General features: G+C 73.6%; 20 protein-coding genes and 4 pseudogenes. 15 read left to right on the top strand and 9 right to left on the bottom strand.

Annotation, left to right across the window (positions count from 1 at the left end; all coding sequences use genetic code 11):
- Positions 1–280: 280 nt before the first annotated feature.
- From ACIOJE_RS39540 to ACIOJE_RS39530, 3 genes and pseudogenes are all read left to right on the top strand, one after another.
- Positions 281–391 (top strand): annotated as a pseudogene (locus tag ACIOJE_RS39540) (recombinase family protein); the annotation flags it as partial.
- 211 nt (positions 392–602) lie between these two features.
- Positions 603–797, top strand: a pseudogene (locus tag ACIOJE_RS39535) (hypothetical protein); the annotation flags it as partial.
- A 403-nt stretch (positions 798–1,200) separates the two neighbouring features.
- A complete protein-coding gene (locus tag ACIOJE_RS39530; RefSeq protein WP_400783283.1) occupies positions 1,201–2,235 on the top strand; it encodes a phosphotransferase family protein in 1,035 nt (344 codons plus the stop codon).
- A gap of 33 nt (positions 2,236–2,268) precedes the next feature.
- Here ACIOJE_RS39530 and ACIOJE_RS39525 read toward each other — a convergent pair whose 3' ends face one another.
- The 4 genes from ACIOJE_RS39525 to ACIOJE_RS39510 form a co-directional block, all read right to left on the bottom strand.
- On the bottom strand, positions 2,269–3,402 hold the full coding sequence (locus ACIOJE_RS39525) for an FAD-dependent oxidoreductase (protein WP_400783280.1): 1,134 nt from the start codon (positions 3,400–3,402) through the stop codon (positions 2,269–2,271).
- A gap of 177 nt (positions 3,403–3,579) precedes the next feature.
- Entirely contained in the window at positions 3,580–3,771 is a 192-nt protein-coding gene (locus ACIOJE_RS39520) for a hypothetical protein (RefSeq protein WP_280677794.1), read from the bottom strand.
- On the bottom strand, positions 3,768–4,106 hold the full coding sequence (locus ACIOJE_RS39515; RefSeq protein ID WP_400783277.1) for a hypothetical protein: 339 nt from the start codon (positions 4,104–4,106) through the stop codon (positions 3,768–3,770). Before ACIOJE_RS39515 ends, ACIOJE_RS39520 begins: the two co-directional genes overlap by 4 nt.
- Positions 4,103–4,543, bottom strand: coding sequence for an ATP-binding protein (locus ACIOJE_RS39510; RefSeq protein ID WP_400783275.1), 441 nt, complete (start codon positions 4,541–4,543; stop codon positions 4,103–4,105). Before ACIOJE_RS39510 ends, ACIOJE_RS39515 begins: the two co-directional genes overlap by 4 nt.
- A gap of 216 nt (positions 4,544–4,759) precedes the next feature.
- Here ACIOJE_RS39510 and ACIOJE_RS39505 point away from each other — a divergent pair, with 216 nt between their 5' ends.
- The 6 genes and pseudogenes from ACIOJE_RS39505 (at position 4,760) to ACIOJE_RS39480 (ending at position 8,125) form a co-directional block, all read left to right on the top strand.
- Entirely contained in the window at positions 4,760–5,620 is an 861-nt protein-coding gene (locus ACIOJE_RS39505; protein WP_400783273.1) for a Scr1 family TA system antitoxin-like transcriptional regulator, read from the top strand.
- Positions 5,583–5,783: a DUF397 domain-containing protein gene (locus tag ACIOJE_RS39500; RefSeq protein ID WP_400783270.1), complete on the top strand. Its 201-nt coding sequence runs from the start codon at positions 5,583–5,585 to the stop codon at positions 5,781–5,783. Before ACIOJE_RS39505 ends, ACIOJE_RS39500 begins: the two co-directional genes overlap by 38 nt.
- 152 nt (positions 5,784–5,935) lie before the next feature.
- Positions 5,936–6,248, top strand: a pseudogene (locus ACIOJE_RS39495) (IS5/IS1182 family transposase); the annotation flags it as partial.
- A 35-nt stretch (positions 6,249–6,283) separates the two neighbouring features.
- Positions 6,284–6,778 (top strand): hypothetical protein, encoded by a 495-nt coding sequence (locus ACIOJE_RS39490; RefSeq protein ID WP_280677801.1) that lies wholly within the window; start codon positions 6,284–6,286, stop codon positions 6,776–6,778.
- A gap of 208 nt (positions 6,779–6,986) precedes the next feature.
- Positions 6,987–7,817 (top strand): hypothetical protein, encoded by an 831-nt coding sequence (locus ACIOJE_RS39485; RefSeq protein ID WP_400783267.1) that lies wholly within the window; start codon positions 6,987–6,989, stop codon positions 7,815–7,817.
- A 113-nt stretch (positions 7,818–7,930) separates the two neighbouring features.
- Entirely contained in the window at positions 7,931–8,125 is a 195-nt protein-coding gene (locus tag ACIOJE_RS39480; RefSeq protein WP_400783265.1) for a hypothetical protein, read from the top strand.
- A 43-nt stretch (positions 8,126–8,168) separates the two neighbouring features.
- Here ACIOJE_RS39480 and ACIOJE_RS39475 read toward each other — a convergent pair whose 3' ends face one another.
- Together ACIOJE_RS39475 and ACIOJE_RS39470 are read right to left on the bottom strand one after the other, a co-directional pair.
- Positions 8,169–9,863: an FAD-dependent monooxygenase gene (locus tag ACIOJE_RS39475; protein ID WP_400783262.1), complete on the bottom strand. Its 1,695-nt coding sequence runs from the start codon at positions 9,861–9,863 to the stop codon at positions 8,169–8,171.
- On the bottom strand, positions 9,856–10,443 hold the full coding sequence (locus ACIOJE_RS39470) for a PadR family transcriptional regulator (protein WP_280677806.1): 588 nt from the start codon (positions 10,441–10,443) through the stop codon (positions 9,856–9,858). The genes ACIOJE_RS39475 and ACIOJE_RS39470 overlap by 8 nt, the downstream gene beginning before the upstream one ends.
- Positions 10,444–10,934: 491 nt before the next feature.
- Between ACIOJE_RS39470 and ACIOJE_RS39465 the strand changes: the two genes are divergently transcribed.
- The 6 genes and pseudogenes from ACIOJE_RS39465 (at position 10,935) to ACIOJE_RS39440 (ending at position 15,841) form a co-directional block, all read left to right on the top strand.
- Positions 10,935–11,468: a hypothetical protein gene (locus tag ACIOJE_RS39465; protein WP_400783259.1), complete on the top strand. Its 534-nt coding sequence runs from the start codon at positions 10,935–10,937 to the stop codon at positions 11,466–11,468.
- Positions 11,469–11,877: 409 nt separating this feature from the next.
- Positions 11,878–12,667, top strand: a pseudogene (locus tag ACIOJE_RS39460) (class I SAM-dependent methyltransferase).
- A 102-nt stretch (positions 12,668–12,769) separates the two neighbouring features.
- On the top strand, positions 12,770–13,279 hold the full coding sequence (locus ACIOJE_RS39455; RefSeq protein ID WP_400783256.1) for a hypothetical protein: 510 nt from the start codon (positions 12,770–12,772) through the stop codon (positions 13,277–13,279).
- A 70-nt stretch (positions 13,280–13,349) separates the two neighbouring features.
- Entirely contained in the window at positions 13,350–13,832 is a 483-nt protein-coding gene (locus ACIOJE_RS39450) for a hypothetical protein (RefSeq protein WP_400783254.1), read from the top strand.
- A 349-nt stretch (positions 13,833–14,181) separates the two neighbouring features.
- A complete protein-coding gene (gene tpx, locus ACIOJE_RS39445) occupies positions 14,182–14,682 on the top strand; it encodes a thiol peroxidase (protein ID WP_400783251.1) in 501 nt (166 codons plus the stop codon).
- 364 nt (positions 14,683–15,046) lie between these two features.
- Positions 15,047–15,841, top strand: a complete 795-nt coding sequence (locus ACIOJE_RS39440) for an MBL fold metallo-hydrolase (RefSeq protein ID WP_400783248.1) — start codon at positions 15,047–15,049, stop codon at positions 15,839–15,841.
- A gap of 312 nt (positions 15,842–16,153) precedes the next feature.
- Here ACIOJE_RS39440 and ACIOJE_RS39435 read toward each other — a convergent pair whose 3' ends face one another.
- Genes ACIOJE_RS39435 through ACIOJE_RS39425 form a run of 3 tightly spaced genes read right to left on the bottom strand, consistent with a single transcriptional unit; the run spans position 16,154 to position 18,170 of the window.
- Entirely contained in the window at positions 16,154–16,909 is a 756-nt protein-coding gene (locus ACIOJE_RS39435; RefSeq protein ID WP_280677820.1) for an SDR family NAD(P)-dependent oxidoreductase, read from the bottom strand.
- Positions 16,906–17,889, bottom strand: coding sequence for a beta-ketoacyl-ACP synthase 3 (locus tag ACIOJE_RS39430; RefSeq protein ID WP_280677822.1), 984 nt, complete (start codon positions 17,887–17,889; stop codon positions 16,906–16,908). The genes ACIOJE_RS39435 and ACIOJE_RS39430 overlap by 4 nt, the downstream gene beginning before the upstream one ends.
- A gap of 20 nt (positions 17,890–17,909) precedes the next feature.
- Complete coding sequence (locus tag ACIOJE_RS39425; protein ID WP_280677824.1) at positions 17,910–18,170, bottom strand: hypothetical protein; 261 nt, start codon at positions 18,168–18,170, stop codon at positions 17,910–17,912.
- Positions 18,171–18,985: the final 815 nt, after the last annotated feature.

The raw sequence follows: 18,985 nt of genomic DNA, 5'->3' as shown, positions 1-18,985 counted from the left end.
GCCATCACGCGGCAGACGATCACCTGCTAGCGATCACGCCGCTGACCGGCACGAGCACCCCACCCTCGCCCCACGCTAGCCCCGTGACCTGCAACTTCAGGTTGGAAAATCCTCATTGCCCGATGCCGGTGCCGGCGGTTGAGCTGCGCGGGCCCCTGGAGACCTTGCCCCCGTGACTCCGGGGTCGACCGCGGCGTGGGCACGGGCTGGGCGGCGGGCGGCGGTACGCGGCCTGCCGGGTGGCGCGTCGGCCGCCGTAGCGTGACGATCTTCAAAAACCGTGGCGACCTCAAGCGGCCGGCGCGGCACCGGCTTCACCCCACTGCGCGAGAACCCGGACACCACCACCCCCGGCGGCCGGCTCGTCTTCCACGCCTTCGCCGCGCTCGCGGAGCCCATCCGCGAACTCGCCATCACCGGCACCAAGGAGGGCCTCGCCGCCCGCGCCCGTGGCCGCGCCGGCGGACGCCCCACCATTGCCACCGAGGAGATCATCCGCGCCGCCCGCGACCTGCCGCCCGCCCCGGGCCGCTCCATCACCTCGATCGCCAAACTGCTCGTCGTCTCCCCGGGCACCCCGTACAACCACATCCCGGACCTGCGCGAGCCGCGTGGTGGTCGCCGCCGAACGCGGCGGCGACGTCACCCTGGCCGCTTGCCTGGTGCGCACCGGCACCCGCCGGGACGTGAACACGGCCGTCCGCAGGCACCTGGGCGCGCGCAAGGCCTCCTTCGCGCCGATGGACGGCGCCGTCGCCGCCACCGGCACGGAGCACGGCGGCAGCGGCGAGATCGGGTGGGCGTGGACGTCGACGAAGGCGATCGCGCGCAGCGTGCCGACGTCGGTGAGCCGTTGGGCGATGCGGGCGGTGGCCTCGTGGGCGAAGAGGTCGGCGAGGCAGCCGGCGTGGTCGTCGTCCAGGGACAGGCGGGCCAGGCCGGCGCGCACGGCCGCCAGGGCGTCGGGACCGGATGTGACGGCCGGACAGGGGCCTTGGGGGAACCGGTGTGACGGCGGGTGGGCGGCGTTCGTATCCTTCGTCGGATGAGCGCCTTCGAACCGCTGTCCGAGCCGCGCGGGCCGGCCGTCCCCCCACCGGGGCCGCCAGGGACCTCCGGCTGCGGCGACCGTATCCGCCCGCGCCGGACCCCGTACCGCCTGCGCCCGCGCCCGGTGCACTCCCCCGCCGGGCGGCGCCCGTGAACGGGGACCGGGACCGGGACCGGGACTGGGCCGCCACTCTGCGGTGGGTGGAGCGCGGCCTTCCCCCCGGCCACCGCGTCCGGGCGGTCACCGAACTACGGGGCGGCTGGACCTCGCGGATGCGGCGCCTGGACATCGACACCGGCAACGGCCCGGGGGCCGGCCCGGATCCGGACACGGACGCGGGGGTGGGCGCGGGGGTGGCCGCGGACGCGGCCTCGGGCGGGTACGCGCTGGTGCTGCGCTCGTTCGTCAAGCCCTTCTACCGGCGCCACGCGCCCGCCCTGCTGACCCGTGAGGCCGGTGTGCTGCGGCTGCTCGCGGACGGCGGCGTGCCGGCGGCGCGGCTGCACGCCCTGGACGCGGCGGGCGAGTTCTGCGACCACCCGTCGCTGGTGATGTCGCTGCTGCCCGGCGGTGTGCGGGTGGCGCAGGACGGCGACGTGGAGCGCCGCGCCGCCCTGCTGGCCGGTCAGCTGGCCGGCGTGCACGCCCTCGCGGTGGCGCCGCGCTCGCGGCCCCGTGCCTTCGAGGCGTGGACGGCGCCGGAGCGGGTGCGGGTGCCCGAGGCCACGGCGCGCCCCGGGGTGTGGCGGCGGGCGGTGGAGGTGATCCGCCGCGAGGTGCCCGCGCACCGGCCGTGCTTCCTGCACCGCGACTTCCACCCCGGCAACGTGCTGTTCACCGGGCAGGGCGCCGACCTGGCCGTCAGCGGGGTCGTGGACTGGGTGGAGACGTCCTGGGGCCCGGCCGACCTGGACGTGGCCCACTGCTCCACCGCCCTGGCCCTGCTGCACGGCGTGGACGCCGGCCTGGGCTTCGCCCCCCGCTACCGGGCGGCCGGCGGCACGCTGGAGGCGGATCCGGGCGCCCACCTGTACTGGCGGCTGCTGGACGCGCTGGCGTTCGCCCCGGACGCGGAGAAGGTCGCCGTGCCGTGGCGGGAGCTGGGGCGCACCGACCTGACGCCGGCCCTGCTGGGCCGGCGTCTGGAGGACTACCTGGAGGCGCTGCTCGACCAGTACGCCTGAGCGCCGCTCACCGTTCGGTTCCCGGTGGGCGGCTCACGAGGCCGGCCCGGCCCCGGTGAACGCGGCGATCAGGGCGTGGGGCGTGTCGTCGCCGTTGAGGAGCTCGTGCAGCTGCGCGCCCTCGGCGGCGGCTTCGGCGCCGCGGGGGAACATGGCCCGCTCGTACGCGGCGAGGGCGGCCTCGACGTCGCCGGGGTGCGCGGCGAGGGCCTGGCCGAGTTCGGCGCCGTCGAGCATGGCCAGGTTGGCGCCCTCGCCGTTGGGGGCCGCGAGGTGGGCGGCGTCGCCGAGCAGGGTCACCCCCGGCACCCGCTCCCACCGGTGGCCGATCGGCAGAGCGTAGTGGGGGCGCAGGAGCGGCGCGGTGTCGCCGTCGGTGATCAGCGCGGTGAGCTCCGGTGCCCAGCCGTCGAACTGCGCCGCGATCCGCGCCCTCGCCGCGGCGGCGTCGGTGAAGTCGACGGCGGCGAACCAGTCCTGCGTCCTGGCGAGCATCACGTAGGTGTGCAGGGTGTCGCCGCTCTCCCGGTGGGCGAAGATCTCCGCGCCCGGCGAGGGCGCCATCATCGACCCGCCGCCGACCGCCTTCGCGGCGGCCGGGTGGCGGGTGTCGGCGTCGAACAGGTAGGTCTCGACGAACGACGTGCCGGTGTACTCGGGGACGGCGGCGGACAGCAGCGGCCGCACCCGTGACCACGCGCCGTCCGCGCCGACCAGCAGGCCCGTGACGGCGGTGGTGCCGTCGGCGAACGTCACCTCGTGGCGGCCGGCTCCCAGGGCCCGGACGCCGGCGGCCTTGTGGCCCCACCGGACGGTGCCGGCCGGCAGCGAGTCGAGCAGCATCTGCCGCAGTTCGGCGCGCTGCACCTCGGGGCGCCCGCCCGTGCCGTCGTCGGCCTTGTCGAGCAGGACGCTCCCGTCCCGGTCGAGGATCCGCATCGCCTGGCGGCCCTCCAGGACGAGGGCGTCGAACTCGTCCATCAGGCCGGCCGCCCGGACGGCGAGCTGCCCGTTGTCGTCGTGGATGTCGAGTATCCCGCCCTGCGAACGCGCCGCCGGCGAGGCCTCCGCCTCGTAGACGGCGGCCGGGATGCCGTGGAGGTGCAGGACCCGGGCGAGGGTCAGCCCGCCGAGTCCGGCGCCGATGATCGTGATGTCGGTGGTCATGGTGGTTCCCTGCCTGTCGCGCGCCTGCCGGATGGGCACCCGGCCTGTCTCCGGAAAGGTCCCAGAGCCCACCGGCAGGCCGCTGACAGGCCACCGGCACCACACCCACAGCCCCGGCAGGCGACCGTCACCACGCCCGCGCCGCCCGGTCGCCCGGGGGCCGGGAGAGCCCAAGGCTCAGGCCGGGGGCCGCGCAGGCACGCGGTCCGCGACGGCCCGCAGCAGGGCGTGCGCGCTGCCGGGGGCAGCCGTCCAGCGCCGCACCTCGGCGCGGACGGCGCGACGGTGGGGGCTCAACGCCCGTACGGGGAGGGAGAACTGGCCGTGCAGGCACCACCACCGCACGGCCCGGTCGAGCGGGCGCCTCACGCCGGCTCCGGCGGGTCGCCGGCGGCAGCGGCAGCGGCAGCGGCAGCGGTGTCGTCGGCGGGGCGCAGGTAGATCGGGTGGGCGTGCAGGCCGACGAAGGCGATCGCGCGCAGCGCGCCGACGTCGGTGAGCCGTTGGGCGATGCGGGCGGTGGCCTCGGGGGCGAAGAGGTCGGCGAGGCAGCCGGCGTGGTCGTCGTCCAGGGGCAGGTGGGCCAGGCCGGCGCGCACGGCCGCCAGGGCGTCGGCGAGCCTGGTGAAGGTGGCGGTCTCGGTGACGCCGCCGATCTCGACGGTGACGGGGTGCGGGTACTCGTGCGGCGGGGTCGTGGTCACGCGGCGGCGCCGGTCTGCGGTCCGAGGACCGCCCACACCGCCTTGCCGACCCCGCCCGGGCGGGGGCTGCAGCCCCACCGGAGGGCGAGTTCGGACACCAGCCACAGTCCCCGCCCGCACTGCTCGTCCGCGTTCGTGTGGCGCAGCACGGGCTGTTGGGTGCCGGCGTCGTGGACCTCCAGTCTGAGGTCGTCGGCCGAGAGGGCGAGGCGTACGTACAGCAGCCGGTCGCGCGGGGTGCGGGCGTGCTGGACGGCGTTGGTGACGAGTTCGCCGAGCACCAACTCGCCGGTGAAGCCGAACGGTTCGGTGCTGTTGTGGTCGTCGAGGAAGTCGCGCAGCAGCCCCCGGGCGGTGGGCACGGACTTCTTGTGGCGCGGCAGCCAGCAGGAGTACTGCCCCGCCGTCTCGGGCTGCTCCTTCAACATTTCGGACATGGCCTCACTCGTCTCGGGGTTGTCCGGGGTGCCGGAGTTCGGCCGCTCCGGCCCGCGCCGCCGGGCCGCTGGTTGATCGTTCGTCATGATGAGCCCTCTGTAGCACTTGATCGCCGCGCACAATCTCACTGTGCGTACATCAAGCGTCGCTCTGAGCGGCTACCCTGGGAAGGGTGACCACGTGTCACGCCACGATTGGGCACATGGAGGGTGAGCATGGGGTTCCAACCAAACGAGCTGGATCCCGGGCGGTCGGCGCGAGACCAGTTCGGTTGGGAGATGCGTGCCCATCGTGACCGAGCGCGTATGTCGCTCGACCAGCTTGCCAAGATCGTCAATATCTCGAAGGGCCATCTCGGGCGGGTCGAACGCGCCGAGTCGATGCCGCCGCCGGACCTGCCACGCATGCTGGACGCGGCATTCGGCACCGACGGCCGGTTCGACCGCGTCTACCAGTTGGCCAAGAACGAGAAGTTCCCCGGCAAGTACCGGCAGGCCATTCAGATCGAGGGACAGGCCGCCATCATCGAGGAGTACGCCGCTGCCGCCATCCCAGGCCTGTTGCAAATTCCTTCCTTCGCCCGGTGCTCACTGCGTGCAGGCCAACAGCACGCTACCGAGGAAGAGATCAACGCACTGCTCGTCGCACGACTCGAACGCCAGAAGCGGTTGGATTCCACGACGCCTCCGCGCTGTTGGTTCATTCTGGACGAGGCGACGCTCCGGCGACCGGTCGGCGGGCTCCACGTGATGTGCGAGCAACTCGCCGCTCTCTCAGCCGAAAAACGCTCCTTCATCACGCTCCAAGTCCTGCCCTTCGCAGCCGGCGAACACCCAGAGATGGGCGGCTCCCTCATGCTGTACACCCTCCCAGCGGGCGGTGAGATCGCTTGGGCAGAAGGCGCGAAGAACGGTGAGGTCATCGACGAAATGCCCAGGGTCGCAGAACGGCGTGAGTCCTACGATCTACTGAGGGCCCAGGCCCTGTCGCCCCGGGACTCCCGGGCGATGATCAGGCTCATTCTGAAGGAGTACGGCCGTGCGAGCAGAAATGCAGGAGAAGTGGCGCAAGAGTAGCCACAGCAACAATGACGGCGGTGTCTGTGTCGAGGTCGACGACGCACACCCGGGCCGTGTCCGGGACTCCAAGGACCCCGACGGCCCCCGGCTGGCCTTCTCCCCCGACGCCTGGCGGTCCTTCGTGACGGCCGTGCGCGGCGGGGAGTTCGGCCAGGTCTGACGAACGGCGCATCCGGGCCCCTGCCGCTGCGGCAGGGGCCCGGACACTTCCACGGCTCCCCGAGGACGGCGGCATGACCGGCTCGGAATTGCCGAGGCCGCTGGATGGCGATGGCCCAGCAGGCGGGCGCTCGCGGCGGGGTCCGGGCCGCGGTCTGGGCCGACCAGGGCTTCGCCGGCCGCCTGGTCGGCTGGACCGCCCAGATTCTTGGCCGCGAGCTGGACATCGTCCGTAAAAACCCTGGCCAGCGCGGCTTCCAGGTCCAGCCCAAGCGGTGGGCGAGCGGACCTTCTCGTGGCTGACCGCGCCCGCCGCCTCGCCCGTGACGACGGGACCAGCCCGGCTCGCTCCGAGACCGTGATCCGTTGGGCGGTGACCGGCATCATGGTCCGCCGTCCCACCCGAGGGCAACCGGCCTCACGGCCTGGCCCGCGCTTGACAACGACGTACACCGCCGCCCCGTGACGAGCTGAAGGCACACGGCCTGGTTGGATGCAGGTATGAACAGCGGCAGCCATCAGGCATCGGGTCTCTCGAAGAGCGTCTGGAGCGATACCGACTTCGAGGAGATGGGCTGGCACGACGCCACCATCCACGGCCTGTATGTCCAGCAAACCGATGACATCCTGCCTCGGCTTCTGCTCGACCTCGACTACATCATCCGCTGGGTCCACCCAGTCCGGCCCGCGAAGAACTTCTTCTTCTGGATCGCCCCTGCGACGCTCGTCTTCGAAGACGTCTGGGACCTTGAGGGCGACCTTGGTTTCAAGGGCATGCACCCGGAACTGGAGATAGACGAGGTGCACCGGCTGGCGCCGGACGACGGCCGGCGGGATCTGCCGCAATGGCACGTCCAGGGCCACGCATTCGACCTGAAGTTCCGCGCGTCGGGCTTCCGCCAGTACTTCCGCCGTGCCCCGCAGCTCACGTCGACACAGGTCCTGTCCGACGCCGAGCGCGGAGGTTGCTGCTTCACCGAGGTCGGCTTCGGCTGAGCGAGTTCGGCACCCTGGCCTCGACCGGAAGCGGGCAACACCCAGGCCCGGCAAAGGCCACATGGCAGATCTCAAACGCCCTCTGGCAGGTGGTCTCGGCCGTTTGCCGGGTGAGTTCGGTGGACTGAGTGGCGGCCCTGACGCCGTCACCATGCCGGTGCCTCGAATTCCGTGGCGGTCCGGTACCGGTGGTGGTCATCCTGGACGGATGGGTGATCGTGCGAACGTTGTCGTTGTCCGCGAGAGCGGCGAGTACGAGCTGTACCTGTCGCGGTTCGGGGCGATAGGAATCGACCTCGACCTCCTGGCCGGGCCGGCGGAGGCTCTCTCGATGGCCCGGCACCTGAAAGCGGTCGACTGGTGGCTGGACGATGTGCACTGCCAGGGTGCGGCACTGATCGACCTCGGCCGGAAGGTGCTGATGCTGTTCGCCTGGGAAGGGCCGAGCGCCGAGATGCGCCACAGGGCAGCCACCCTGGAACTGTTGCAGGAAGCATGGACGGGGTGGGAGGTCCGGTGGATGTACGACGGCCCGGCCGAGCTGCGGACGTACCTGGGGCTGGACCCCGGACACGTCCGTGCTCGTGGGAGCGGGCTTGCCGTGGGGCCGCTGCTCGAACCAGACGACGAGGAACTGGCGGACCCCGAGCCGATGCTTGCGGTGGTGACGGTCGGAACGGAGCACTGCTACGTGCTGGCGAACATCAGCGACCATCCGGTCCGGGAGGGGGCTGCACTGCTCGACCGCCTGGCGGGCGGCCCCGAGCACGGGGTCTGCCGGGCGCCGGCCGATGCCGGCATCCACGTTGATCCGCTGCGCCGGCGGGTGGGCTGGTGGGTGCTCGGGGCGTCGGCACAGGCCTACGAGATGCCGCAGCGATGGCCTGGTTGGACGGTGGAGTTCTGGCAGGACCGCTGGGAGGAGCACGTACTGACGGCGCCCGGACGCTTCTCGCCACCGCCGGTCGACCACGCAAGGGCGCTGGCGGACGTACGGAGCGCGGCCGAACGCCGTCGAGAGACACGGACACGCCCGTGAGCGACTGTGCCGACTCGTCGAGATCGGTTGGCAAACGGCCGAGATCACCTGTCAGAGGACACCGGTTGGCTTCTCGGGGCTTCGGCTGACCGGCCCTGCGGGACTGCGCCGACGTGCTGGCCGACCCGGCGAACCTGGAGCGCGACATCGGCCAGACCGCCCTCGGCCTGACCGCCCTCGGCCGGATCGGCGAGGTCCCGGACATCGCCGACGCGGTCGCCTTCCTCGCCTTCGACGACGCCCGCTGGATCACCGGCACCAGGATCACCGGCGCCAGGATCGACGTCACCGGCGGCGTCAACCTGTGACGGCCCCCACGCGAAGGCCGCACCCGGGCCGGGCGACACGGCACTACCGGAGGCCAGACGCCCCCGGCCCCGGCGGCGCGGCCGGGGGTCCGAACCACACGTGCAGGGCCGCGCGCAGCTGTTCGGCGGCAGCGGTGGTGTGGGGCGGGGCGCAGGGTGGTGCGACCCAGGCGGCGTGGCCGTCCGGGCGCACGAGCACCGCGGGCGTGTCCGGCAGGGCGCCGGGCCGTACCGCGGCCGCGCGCACCCGGTCGGCCCAGGGTGTGGCCGCCGTGCGCAGCGCCTGCGCCGCCGGGTCGTGCGCCAGGAGCAGGACGGCGGCGCCGGTGCGGGCCAGCAGCGGTAGCAGGGCGCCGTGTTGCAGGGGGACGTCCGGGACCATCGCGCCCTCCCAGGGGTGGCCGCTGCCGTGGTGGACCGGGTAGCGGGTGGCGATGCCGGTGATCTCCTCGGCGAGGCGCCCGGCCGTCTCCTTCGTCTGCGCCAGTTCGGCGAGCAGGTCGCGCAGCGGCGCCAACTCCTCGTCCCCGGCGGCAAGCAGCGCCTGCGCGCGGGTGTTGCGCAGCAGCCTGGCGCCGGCCGTGTGCCGTTCGGTGTGGTAGGTGTCCAGGAGGGTTTGGGGGGCTTGCCCGCGGGCGACGAGGGCGAGTTTCCAGCCGAGGTTCATCGCGTCGTCGATGGCCGCGTTGACGCCGATGGCGCCGGCGGGCGGGTGGATGTGGGCGGCGTCGCCCGCCAGCAGCACCCGGCCGTGGCGCAGCCGTTCGGCCAGGCGGGCGGCGTCGCCGAAGCGGGTGAGCCAGTGGGCGTGGGCGATTGGGACGTGCCGTCCCAGCGCCTGGTCCAGTACCTGCTGGAAGCGGGGCAGGGTGAGCGGCTCGTGCCGGTCCTTGGGCGGGTGGGGGTCGGCGGTGATGAGGCGGACGTAGCCGGGTCTGGGGATGGCGAAGACGGTGCCGTTCTCGCCGGCGCTCACGCCGTAGGGGATCGCTTGCGGGTGGGTCAGGACCACGTCCCCGAGCAGGGTGAAACGGCGGGCGGGGGTGCCGGGGAAGGCGATGCCGGCGAGTTCGCGTACCGTGCTGCGGCCGCCGTCGCAGCCGGCCAGCCAGCCGGCGCGCAGCTGCGCGGGCCCGTGCGGGGTGTCGGCGTGGGCGTGGACGCCGTCGTCGTCGAGGTCGAGGGCGGTCAGGCGGTGGCCGCGCAGGATGCGTACTCCCAGGGCGGTGGCCCGTTCGGTGAGGATCTCCTCCACCCTGGTCTGGGCGATGCCCAGGACGTAGGGGTGGCGGGTGCACATGGCGGCCAGGTCGAGGTGGGCCTTGGCGGTGAACGCGGTGGTGGCCACGGTGGGGCCCTCGGCGAGGAGGCGGCCGGCCAGGCCCCGGCGTTCCAGCAGTTCCAGGCTGCGGGCGTTGAGGTTGAAGCCGCGGCAGAAGCCGGGCGGGGCGAGGTGGCGTTCCAGGAGGACGGTGCGGACCTTGGCCAGAGCCAGTTCGCAGGCCAGCATCAGGCCGGCGGGGCCGGCGCCGACCACCAGGACGTCCACGTCGGCGGCCTCGACGGGGGGCGCGGGGGCGGGCGCGGGGGCGGGGGCGGGGGCGGGGGCGGGTAAGCGCTGTCCGGTGCGGGCCGCCACGGGCGCGGGAGCCGTGGCGGGTGCGGGGGCGGCGGTGGGCGCGGGTGCGGGCGTGGGTGCGGGTGCGGGTGCGGGGGTGGGTACGGGGGTGTCAGGCATCGGGGGCGGCCTCCGGCCAGGCCAGGGTGCCCTGTTCGATCTCCTCGGCGGTGCGCAGCACCCATTGGCGTTCGGCGTGCAGCATGGCGTGGGCGTACTCGGCCTCGATGACGAACAGCCGTGGGGCGTGGTGTTCCCGGGTGGCGCTGCGGTGGGCCTGTTCGCTCTCGGTGATGCGGGTCTGCAGGGCGGCGGCCCGTTCGCGCAGTGCCTGCGCGGCGCGCTGCGGTCCCAGGGCGCCCAGGTAGCTGACGGCGGACAGGAATTTCGGGTATTCGCGGGAGGGCTCGCGGATGAGTTCGTCCAGCCACTCGGTGAAGCAGGTCCGGCCCTGGGGGGTGTGGCGGTAGACGGTGCGGGCGGGGCGCGCCCCTACTTGTTCGGTGTCGGTGGCCTCGATCCAGCCGTCCCGGGCCAGGGCGCGCACGGTGTCGTACAGCGAACCGGTGGTCAGTTTGAAGGCCTGGTCCAGTTGCCGCTCGCGCAGGGTGGTGGCCATGGCGTGGGGGTGCAGGGGCTGTTCGAGCAGCAGGCCCAGCAGGGCGAGGGCCAGGGGGTTGGCGGGTCGTTTGGCGGTCATCTCACTCCGTGGTCGCACGCGGGGCCCGGGGCTCGGGGCCCGGGGCCGGTGATACTCGGATCGTACTACTCGGATCCGAGTATGTGGAAGGGGTGGTCTCCCGCGGCCGGCGCCGTACCGCGGGCCGGCCCCGCGGCGGGGCGTCGCGCCCCGCCGGACCCTGCGGGGCAAGGGAGTTCGGGCGCGTGCGCGAACGGGCGGGCGAGGTGGCACGGGAGCAGGAGCAGCGGCCACCGGGGCGACTGCGTGGAGGCCGGCGACGCCCGCCCGGGCCGCGTCCGGGACTGCGGGGCCCCGCGGCCCGGTGCCCGCCTTCTCGCCCGGGGCGTGGCGCGCGTTCGTCGCCAGGGTCAGGGCGGGCGACTTCCCGGCCGTCTGAGGCACCGTCCGGACGGCGGCCGGCCCGCTGCCCGGACGGCGGCCGCCGTGCGGCAACGGCCGGGCCGGGCCCGGCCGTTGCCGGCCTGTCGGCGGCTGCGATCATGGCGGGCGTGGCTTCCGACGACGCACGACCCCAGGCCGGCCTGGTCCATGAGCGCTGGCGTGCCCGCGAGGCGCCCCACGGGGACTTCATCGTGTTCGGCGACGGGTCGCTGTCGGTGATGCGCCTCATGCGGTTCTCCCCCGCGGACCGGCTCCACGACCCGCGGGCCCAGCAGTGGAGTTGGTGGGAGGTGCTGCGGGCCACCGCGTGGACCCCCTCCGACTGGACGGACGTCGACACGACGATCGCCTCCAGCACCCACGCCGGCAGCCGCGCCCTCGCGGGCGAGGCGTCCGAACACGGCAGCATCGGCTGGGTCGCGCTGACCCGCGACGACGACGAGAACACCCTGGAGTGGCTCGCGATCTCCTGCTCGTCCAACCCGTTCGCCGACGTCACCCTGGACGACACCACGGTGACCGCCACCAGCACCCTGGGACGGATCTGGACCTTCCCCCGCGACGCCCCGCAGCAGGTACGGATCACCGAGGACCCCGCCTACCCCTGGCACTCGCCGACCCCGCCGCACCCCGCGCCCTGAGCCTCCCGCCCGGGACCGGCCCGCGCCCGGGCCGCTTCGGCGTGTGCCGGCACAACCGGGCCGCGCCCGCACGGCCCCGCCGGACCGGACGCCCGGGCCCGGCGACCCGGCCGCCGAGGACCTCCAGGGGCTCGAAGCCGTCGGGGTGGACCCGACCGGCAGACCCCCTCACGGGTTCAGCACGACGGACGGCCCGTAGACGCCGGGCACACCGCCACACCGGCGCCCGCCACCGCGCCGCACCCGGGACGTCCGCTCGCCGGGCCAGGGGGCGGCCGTGCACGCGAACGGGCAGGCCCGGCGGGCCAAAAACACGTTCAGCGGCGGGCCCGGCCAGGTCCGCCGGGCCCGGGCGGGCCCGTGGATTTTCGGCGGACGCCGGGCGCCCCTCACCGCTACCGTCGCCCGCATGGCCGACGAGAGTTTCACCCACCCCCGGCTCGCCGCGCTCTACGACCCGCTGCAGGCCGACCGCGGCGACCTGGACGCCTACCTCGACCTCGCCGGGCGCCTCGGCGCGCGCACGGTGCTGGACATCGGGTGCGGGACCGGGGTGTTCGCGCTGCTGCTGGCCGCCCGCGGAGCCGAGGTCGTCGGCGTGGACCCGGCCCGGGCCTGCCTCGACGTGGCCCGGGCCAAACCCGGCGCCGAGCACGTGTGCTGGATCCACGGCGACGCCGTCACCCTGCCGCCGCCGCAGGTCGACCTCGTGGCCATGACCGCGAACACCGCCCAGGAGATCACCGGCCCCCGCGCCTGGCACACCACCCTCGCCCGGGCCTTCGAGGCGCTGCGCCCGGGCGGGCACCTGGTGTTCGAGACCCGCGATCCGGCCCGGCGGGCCTGGGAGGGCTGGAACCGCGACGCCACCCGCACCGTCACCGACCTTCCCGGCGCCGGCGAGGTCGAGACCTGGGCCGACCTGGTCGCGGTCGACGGGGCGCTGGTGACCTTCCGGTGGACCTACGTGTTCGCCACCGACGGGCAGGTCCTGACCTCCACCTCCACCCTGCTTTCGCGAACGCGCCGAGGTGGAGGCGGACTTGGCCGCACACGGCTTCGCCCTGCACGACGTCCGCGGCGCACCCGACCGGCCGGGCCGCGAACTCGTCTTCATCGCCACCCGGCCACCACGGCCACCACGGCCGTCACCCGACGCACGCCCCGCGGCCGGCACGGCCCGGCCGCAGGGCACCTGACAGCGCGGATCCCTGCGGCCCTTCCCCGCCGGGGCGCCGCCGGGGCGGCCCGCGCGCCGGCGCGGCAGGCCGGTGCCGCGGCCGGCCGCAGCCCTGCCGACCGTGGTGCTGGCACCGGCACTGACGGCCTGCAGCAGCATCACCACCGCCGCCGGCGGCAGCGCCACTGCCGTGCCGTCCGCCTCACTCGTACCGCCCGATCGGGCCCTGCACGCCCTCGACGGCCTCCTCGACGACTCCCTCGCCCAGATCCAGCCCGCACTCACGTACTGGGACGGCTGGCCCCGCTCCACCGAGCAGGCCGGAGGAATCGACGACCACTCCCTGGGCTACGCCACCGCCGGCCGCGACCGCCACATCATGACCAAGATCGCCCCCGCCAAGTACGCCACCCCGCTCGCCATGGCCGGACAGAGCTGGAAGGCCAAGGGCTACACCGTCGCCACCCCCGCCGCCTCCCCCTGCCATCCCTGGCCGCCTCCACACCCGACGGCCACAGCCTCAGCATCACCATCCACGACGCCGGCAACATCACCATCGGCGCGGCCGGCGACCGCATCCCCGTCATCCGCGACCACGACCCCTTCGGCACCCCCACCCCCGACCCCGTGACGGCCAACGGCAACCTCGACGTCATCCCCACGCACGACGACCCGTTCTGGTCACACTGAAAGCCGCCCCCATGACCCCCGAACAGGCCGTCCACACCCTCGACGCGCTCCTCGACGAGGCGATGTCCGCCATCCGCCCGCCACTGCGCCACTGGAACGGCTGGCCGCGCTCCACCGAACAGACCACCGGCGGCCTTCAGGACCGCACCCTGGGCTACGCCACCGCCACCCGCGACCGGCACGTGACGACCAAAGTCGCGCCCGCCAGATACGGGGCCCTGCTGGGCGTCACCGAACGCGGCTGGCAAGCCCACGGCTACCGCATCACCTCCGTCAACCCCCGCCAGCCCGCCATGTTCGCCACCACACCCGCCGGATACGGCATCGCCCTGCTGTTCGGCGCCGCCGGCAACATCACCTTCCAGGCCACCGTCGGCCCCATCCCCGTCATCCGCGACCGCGACCCCTTCGGCACCTACATACCCGAACCCACCCTGCCCAACGGCAACCTCGACGTCATCCCCCACCACGACGACCCGTTCTGGTCCACCTGACACCCCAGCAAGGCACGCCCCGGCCCCGGCAGCGGCAGCGGCCGGGGCCGTGGGCGCGACGACGAACGGAACGAGCCGGGAGCTGCGGCCACGGCTGCGGCCGGGCCGGGCCGGGCCGGCGGGCGGGAGACGGGCCAGGCGGGCGACGGGCCAGGCGGGCGGGCGGGCGGGGCGGGCGGGCCAGGCGGGCGGGCGGGCGGGGCGGGCGGGCCAGGCGGGCGGGCCGGCCGGGCGGGGCGGGCGGGCGGGGGCGTTGTCCAGCCGGTGGCCACCGGGCGTGCCTGGCACCGGGCGCGCAGTAGGATCAGCGGCGTTGTCACCACATTCCACCGCTGGTAGGAGGCTTTTCATGGCTCAGGTCACGCTGAAGGGGAACCCGGTCCAGGTCGGCGGCGCGCTGCCCCAGCCCGGCAGCCAGGCCCCGGCGTTCACGCTGGTCGGCGAAGGGCTCGCCGACAGGTCGCTGAAGGACTTCGCCGGCAAGCGCAAGGTCCTCAACATCTTCCCCAGCATCGACACCCCCACCTGCGCCACCTCGGTACGCACCTTCAACGCCCAGGCCGCCTCCCTGGACAACACCGTGGTGCTGTGCATCTCCGCCGACCTCCCCTTCGCCCAGGCCCGCTTCTGCGGCGCCGAGGGCCTGGACAGCGTCCAGACCCTGTCCACCCTGCGCGGACGCGACTTCCACGAGAACTACGGCGTGGCCCTGACCGACGGCCCGCTGGCCGGCCTGACCGCCCGCGCCGTCGTCGTCCTGGACGAGAACGACACCGTCCTGCACACCGAACTGGTCGCGGAGATCGCCGACGAGCCGAACTACGAGGCCGCGCTCGCCGTCCTCAACTGACGGCCCCGGCACGCAAACACCGGCCCCGCCGACACCCCGCGCCCCGCAGCACCCGCACCACGCCCGGCCCGCCCCCACACCCGGGGGGGCGGGCCGGCGCCGTCCCCTCCCCACCCCCGCACACCACCAACCCCCGCACACCACCGGCGCCACACACCGCCTGCCCGCCTGCCCGCCTGCCCGCCTGGTGAACTCCCGTGGCGGGCCTGCGCGAACGGGTACGGCGCGCGGAAACGGGTGCGGGGTGCGGACAACGGGTGCGGGGTGCGGAAACGGGTGCGGGGTGCGGGAATGGTGCGGTGCCCGGGCCGGTTGCAGCCGGTGGTCGGCGGACACACGGTCCGTCCCGGGCGCGGAGGCGGGCGTGAAGATCGGCGGCATGGAGGTCCTCGCGGTGGCGGACGGCATGGGCGTGGAGGTCGCCGCCGACATCCTCACCCGCCCAGGCGTGGACGACCCGTGGGCCTGCCACGACCACCACCGCGAAGACGACGGCACCCTGCGCCTGCCGCTGGGCGGGTTCTGCGTGCGCACCGGGGAACGCATCGTACTGGTCGACGCCGGGGTGGGCGCCTTCGACGACGGCCGCTACCGCGGCGGCGCCCTGCTCGACTCCCTCGCCGGATACGGCATCACGCCCGCGGACGTGACCGACGTCGTCTTCACCCACCTGCACTTCGACCACATCGGCTGGGCCACCCACGACGGCACCCCCGTCTTCCCGAACGCGCTCTACCGCGCCCACCGCGCCGACTGGCAGCACTTCGTCACCGGCCCCGACCCGCAGCCCCACGCCGTCGACAAGCTCACCCCCCTCGGCCCCCGGCTCGAACTGTTCGACACCGACACCACGATCGCCCCCGGCCTGGACGCCGTCCACACCCCCGGCCACACCCCCGGCTCCACCGTCTACGTCCTCTCCGACGGCGGACAACGCGCCATCCTGCTCGGCGACGTGGTCCACTCCGTGGTCCAGTTCAGCGAACGCGACTGGCAGGTCATCTGGGACGTCGACCCCGCCACCGCATCCGCCGCCCGCAACCGCATCGCCGACCAGGCCGCCGAAACCGGCGACCTCCTCGCCGCCGCCCACTTCCCCGGCATGCGCTTCGGACGCATCATCACCGGCGACACAGACCGCCGCTTCGTCGCCATCTGACCCCACACCACCCCCGGACGGGCCCCGCCCCCGCCCCCGGGCCCGGCACCCCACACCACACCGGCCCCAGCCCCACCGGGCAACCGGGGCACCAGGGCTCCGGCCACCGGGTCACCTGGGCTCCGGGCAACCGGGCAACCGGGCAACCGGGCAACCGGGCAACCGGGCAACCGGACCGTCCAGACCGCGCCCCACGCCACCCGGAACCACCGGCCACCCACGCCGCCGGCCCGCCCCCCGGGGAACGGGGACGGGCCGGACGGACGCGCACGGGCACGCACGGGTGCGGGCGCACGGACGCGGACGGGCGGGTCAGGTGATGGAGGCGCCCGAGTCGATACTGATGACCTGACCGGTCATACAGTCCTGGTCGAGGAAGAGCCCGATGGAACGGGCGACCTCACGCGGGGTGACGAACCGCGGCACCGGCACCTTCTCCCGCATCCCCGCGACCACGTGCCCGGGCAGCGTGTCCGTCATCCCCGTGATCATGAACCCGGGCGACAGGGCGTTCACCGTCACCCCCCGCCGCCCGCACTCCGCCGCCAGCGTGCGGGTCAGCCCGATCAGCCCCGCCTTGGACGCCGCGTACGCGGTCTGCCCGGCGGTGGCGATCAACGCCGACGGCGACACGATGTTGACCACCCTCCCCCACCGCGCCCGCAGCATCGCCGGCACACACACCCGCGCGGTGTGGAAGGCCCCCACCAGATTCGTGTCGATCACCTGCCGCCACTGCACCGGATCCTGCATGGCCATCAGCGCGTCCTTACGGACCGCCCCGTTGTTGACCAGCACGTCCACCGGCCCGAGCGCCGCGACGATCCGCTCGTACATCGCCGTCACCTGCGCGTAGTCACCCACGTCACCGGTCACCAGCACATGATCGCCCGCGAGCTTGCCCGCCACCTCCTCCGCGGCCTCACGGGCACTGTTGTAGTGCACCGCGACCCGGCACCCCGCCGCGTCCAGCTCCAACGCCAGCTCCCGCCCAAGCCCCCCGGAGGCACCGGTCACCAGCGCCACCGGCGACAGGGGCCGCACCCCGAACACGTCCTTGCCGCTCACCGCGCCCCTCCCCACGTCAACAGGACCGAACCCCACGTCATCCCCGCACCGAACCCGGCCAGCAACACCGTGTCCCCGTCCTGGATCCGACCGGCGTCCAACGCCTCCGCCAACGCGATCGGAATCGACGCCGACGCCGTGTTCCCGTACTTCTCCAGATTCGTCACCAGCCGCTCCACCGGGATCCCCGTATGCCCGAGCACCGAGTTGATGATCCGGATGTTCGCCTGGTGCGGCACCACATGATCCACATCCGACGGCGCCAGCTTCGCCTGCTCCAACGTCTCGCGGATCGTGCGCACCGTGTACCGCACCGCGTTCAGATAGATCTCGTTACCGTTGATCTGCGCGTAGTGCAGACCCCGGCGCACCGTCTCCGCACTGGTCGGCATCCGCGAACCCCCCGCCAGGACCTTCAGACTGTCCTTGCACGAGCCGTCCGCGCCCAGGTTCCACGCCAGGATCCGGTCCACCTCACCCGGCTCAAGGACCACCGCCCCCGCCCCGTCCCCCACCAGGATCGACAGATCCCGGTCCCCGGGATCGGCGGTCAGCGTGTGCGTGTCCGAACCGATCACCAGGATCGGGCGCGGGTCCATCCGCATCAGACCCACCGCCGTCACCAACGCATACACGAACCCCGCACACTCCGAGTTCACATCATGCGCACTACCCGCGATCCCCAGCTCGTCATGGACGAACGCCGACGTCGCCGGCGAGGGCTGCTCCGGAGTCGCGGTCGCCACGATCAGATGCGCGATATCCGCACCCGACAACCCCGCCCGCTCCAACGCCCGCCGCCCGGCCTCCACAGCCATCGACGCCGTCGTCTGCCCCGCCGAAACCGCCCGCCGCTCACGGATCCCGCACCGCGACACGATCCAGTGCTCATCCACACCGAAACGCCCCGCGAGCTGCGCACTGGTCACCACACGCTCGGGAACCGAGATCCCCCACCCGGTGACGTCGAAGCCGCTCATCTGCGTCCCCGGCCGCGCGCTCAGACGCCGGCCCGGCCCACGAGCGCCAGAATCCGCTCGTGCACCACCCGCAACGTCGTCGTGTCATCGATGTCCGCGAACAACGACTCGTCCGCCGGAATGTGCGGGTACTGGTTCTGGAACCCGTACAGCCACTCCATCAGATCCAACGAATCCACGTCCGCGATGTGCTGCAACGCCGCGTCCGCGTCGATCTCCTGCGCCCCGGACACCGCCTGCAACTGCGCGGCCAGGTCCTCAATGGTGGGGATGTCGGACATGAGTGATCGTTTCCTTCCCTGGACGCCCCCGCGGGGACGCCAACACGTGATGAAGCAGAACAGACCCGGAACGAACAACCCCCGGGAACCCGAACCGACACCACCCGCCCCCGCCACCCACCGCACCCCCACACACCACACCAAAAACGGGGACACACAGGCGACAGGACACCGGCAACGCCGACCCGAAACCCCCGGAAACATCCCGGGAAGGCCATGGAGGCCACATGTCTTGTCGAAACCGCATGAAACCCACCCCCACGCAAACGCCCCGCAACCCCACCCCCACACCCACGCTTGCGCACCACTTGCGAGACACACGCTTACCTGACCCGAGACACCGCACCCACACGCACGACACCCAACCCACCACCCCGCCACCCCGCCACCCCGCCACCCCGCCACCCGGACGGAAACCAACCACCCAGGCCGGCAAGGACACTCACACCGACGGACACCAGGCACCGGACACCCCCGGCACGACGACCAACCGCCCACGGCACGACGACCACCCGGCCACCCGGCCACCCGGACGGAAGCCAACCACCCAGGCCGGCAAAGGACACTCACGCCGACGGACACCGGACACCAACCGCCCGCGGCGTGACGACCACCCGGCCACCCGGCCACCCGGCCGGCCAAGCACCAGGCAGCAGGCAGCAGGCACCGGGCACCCACGGCGGGAAGGCCGATCACACAGGCGGCGGCCACCGGCCACCAGCCACCGGCCACCGGCCACCGGCCACCGGCGCCAGGGAACATCCGCTCAAACAGCCGGGCACCAACCGTCCACGACGGGAGGAACGTTCACACGG

The sequence above is a fragment of the Kitasatospora sp. NPDC087861 genome (assembly GCF_044742585.1).
Taxonomy (GTDB): domain Bacteria; phylum Actinomycetota; class Actinomycetes; order Streptomycetales; family Streptomycetaceae; genus Kitasatospora.
Note: the sequence above shows the minus strand (reverse complement) of the source record. Positions and strands in the feature narration are given on the sequence as shown.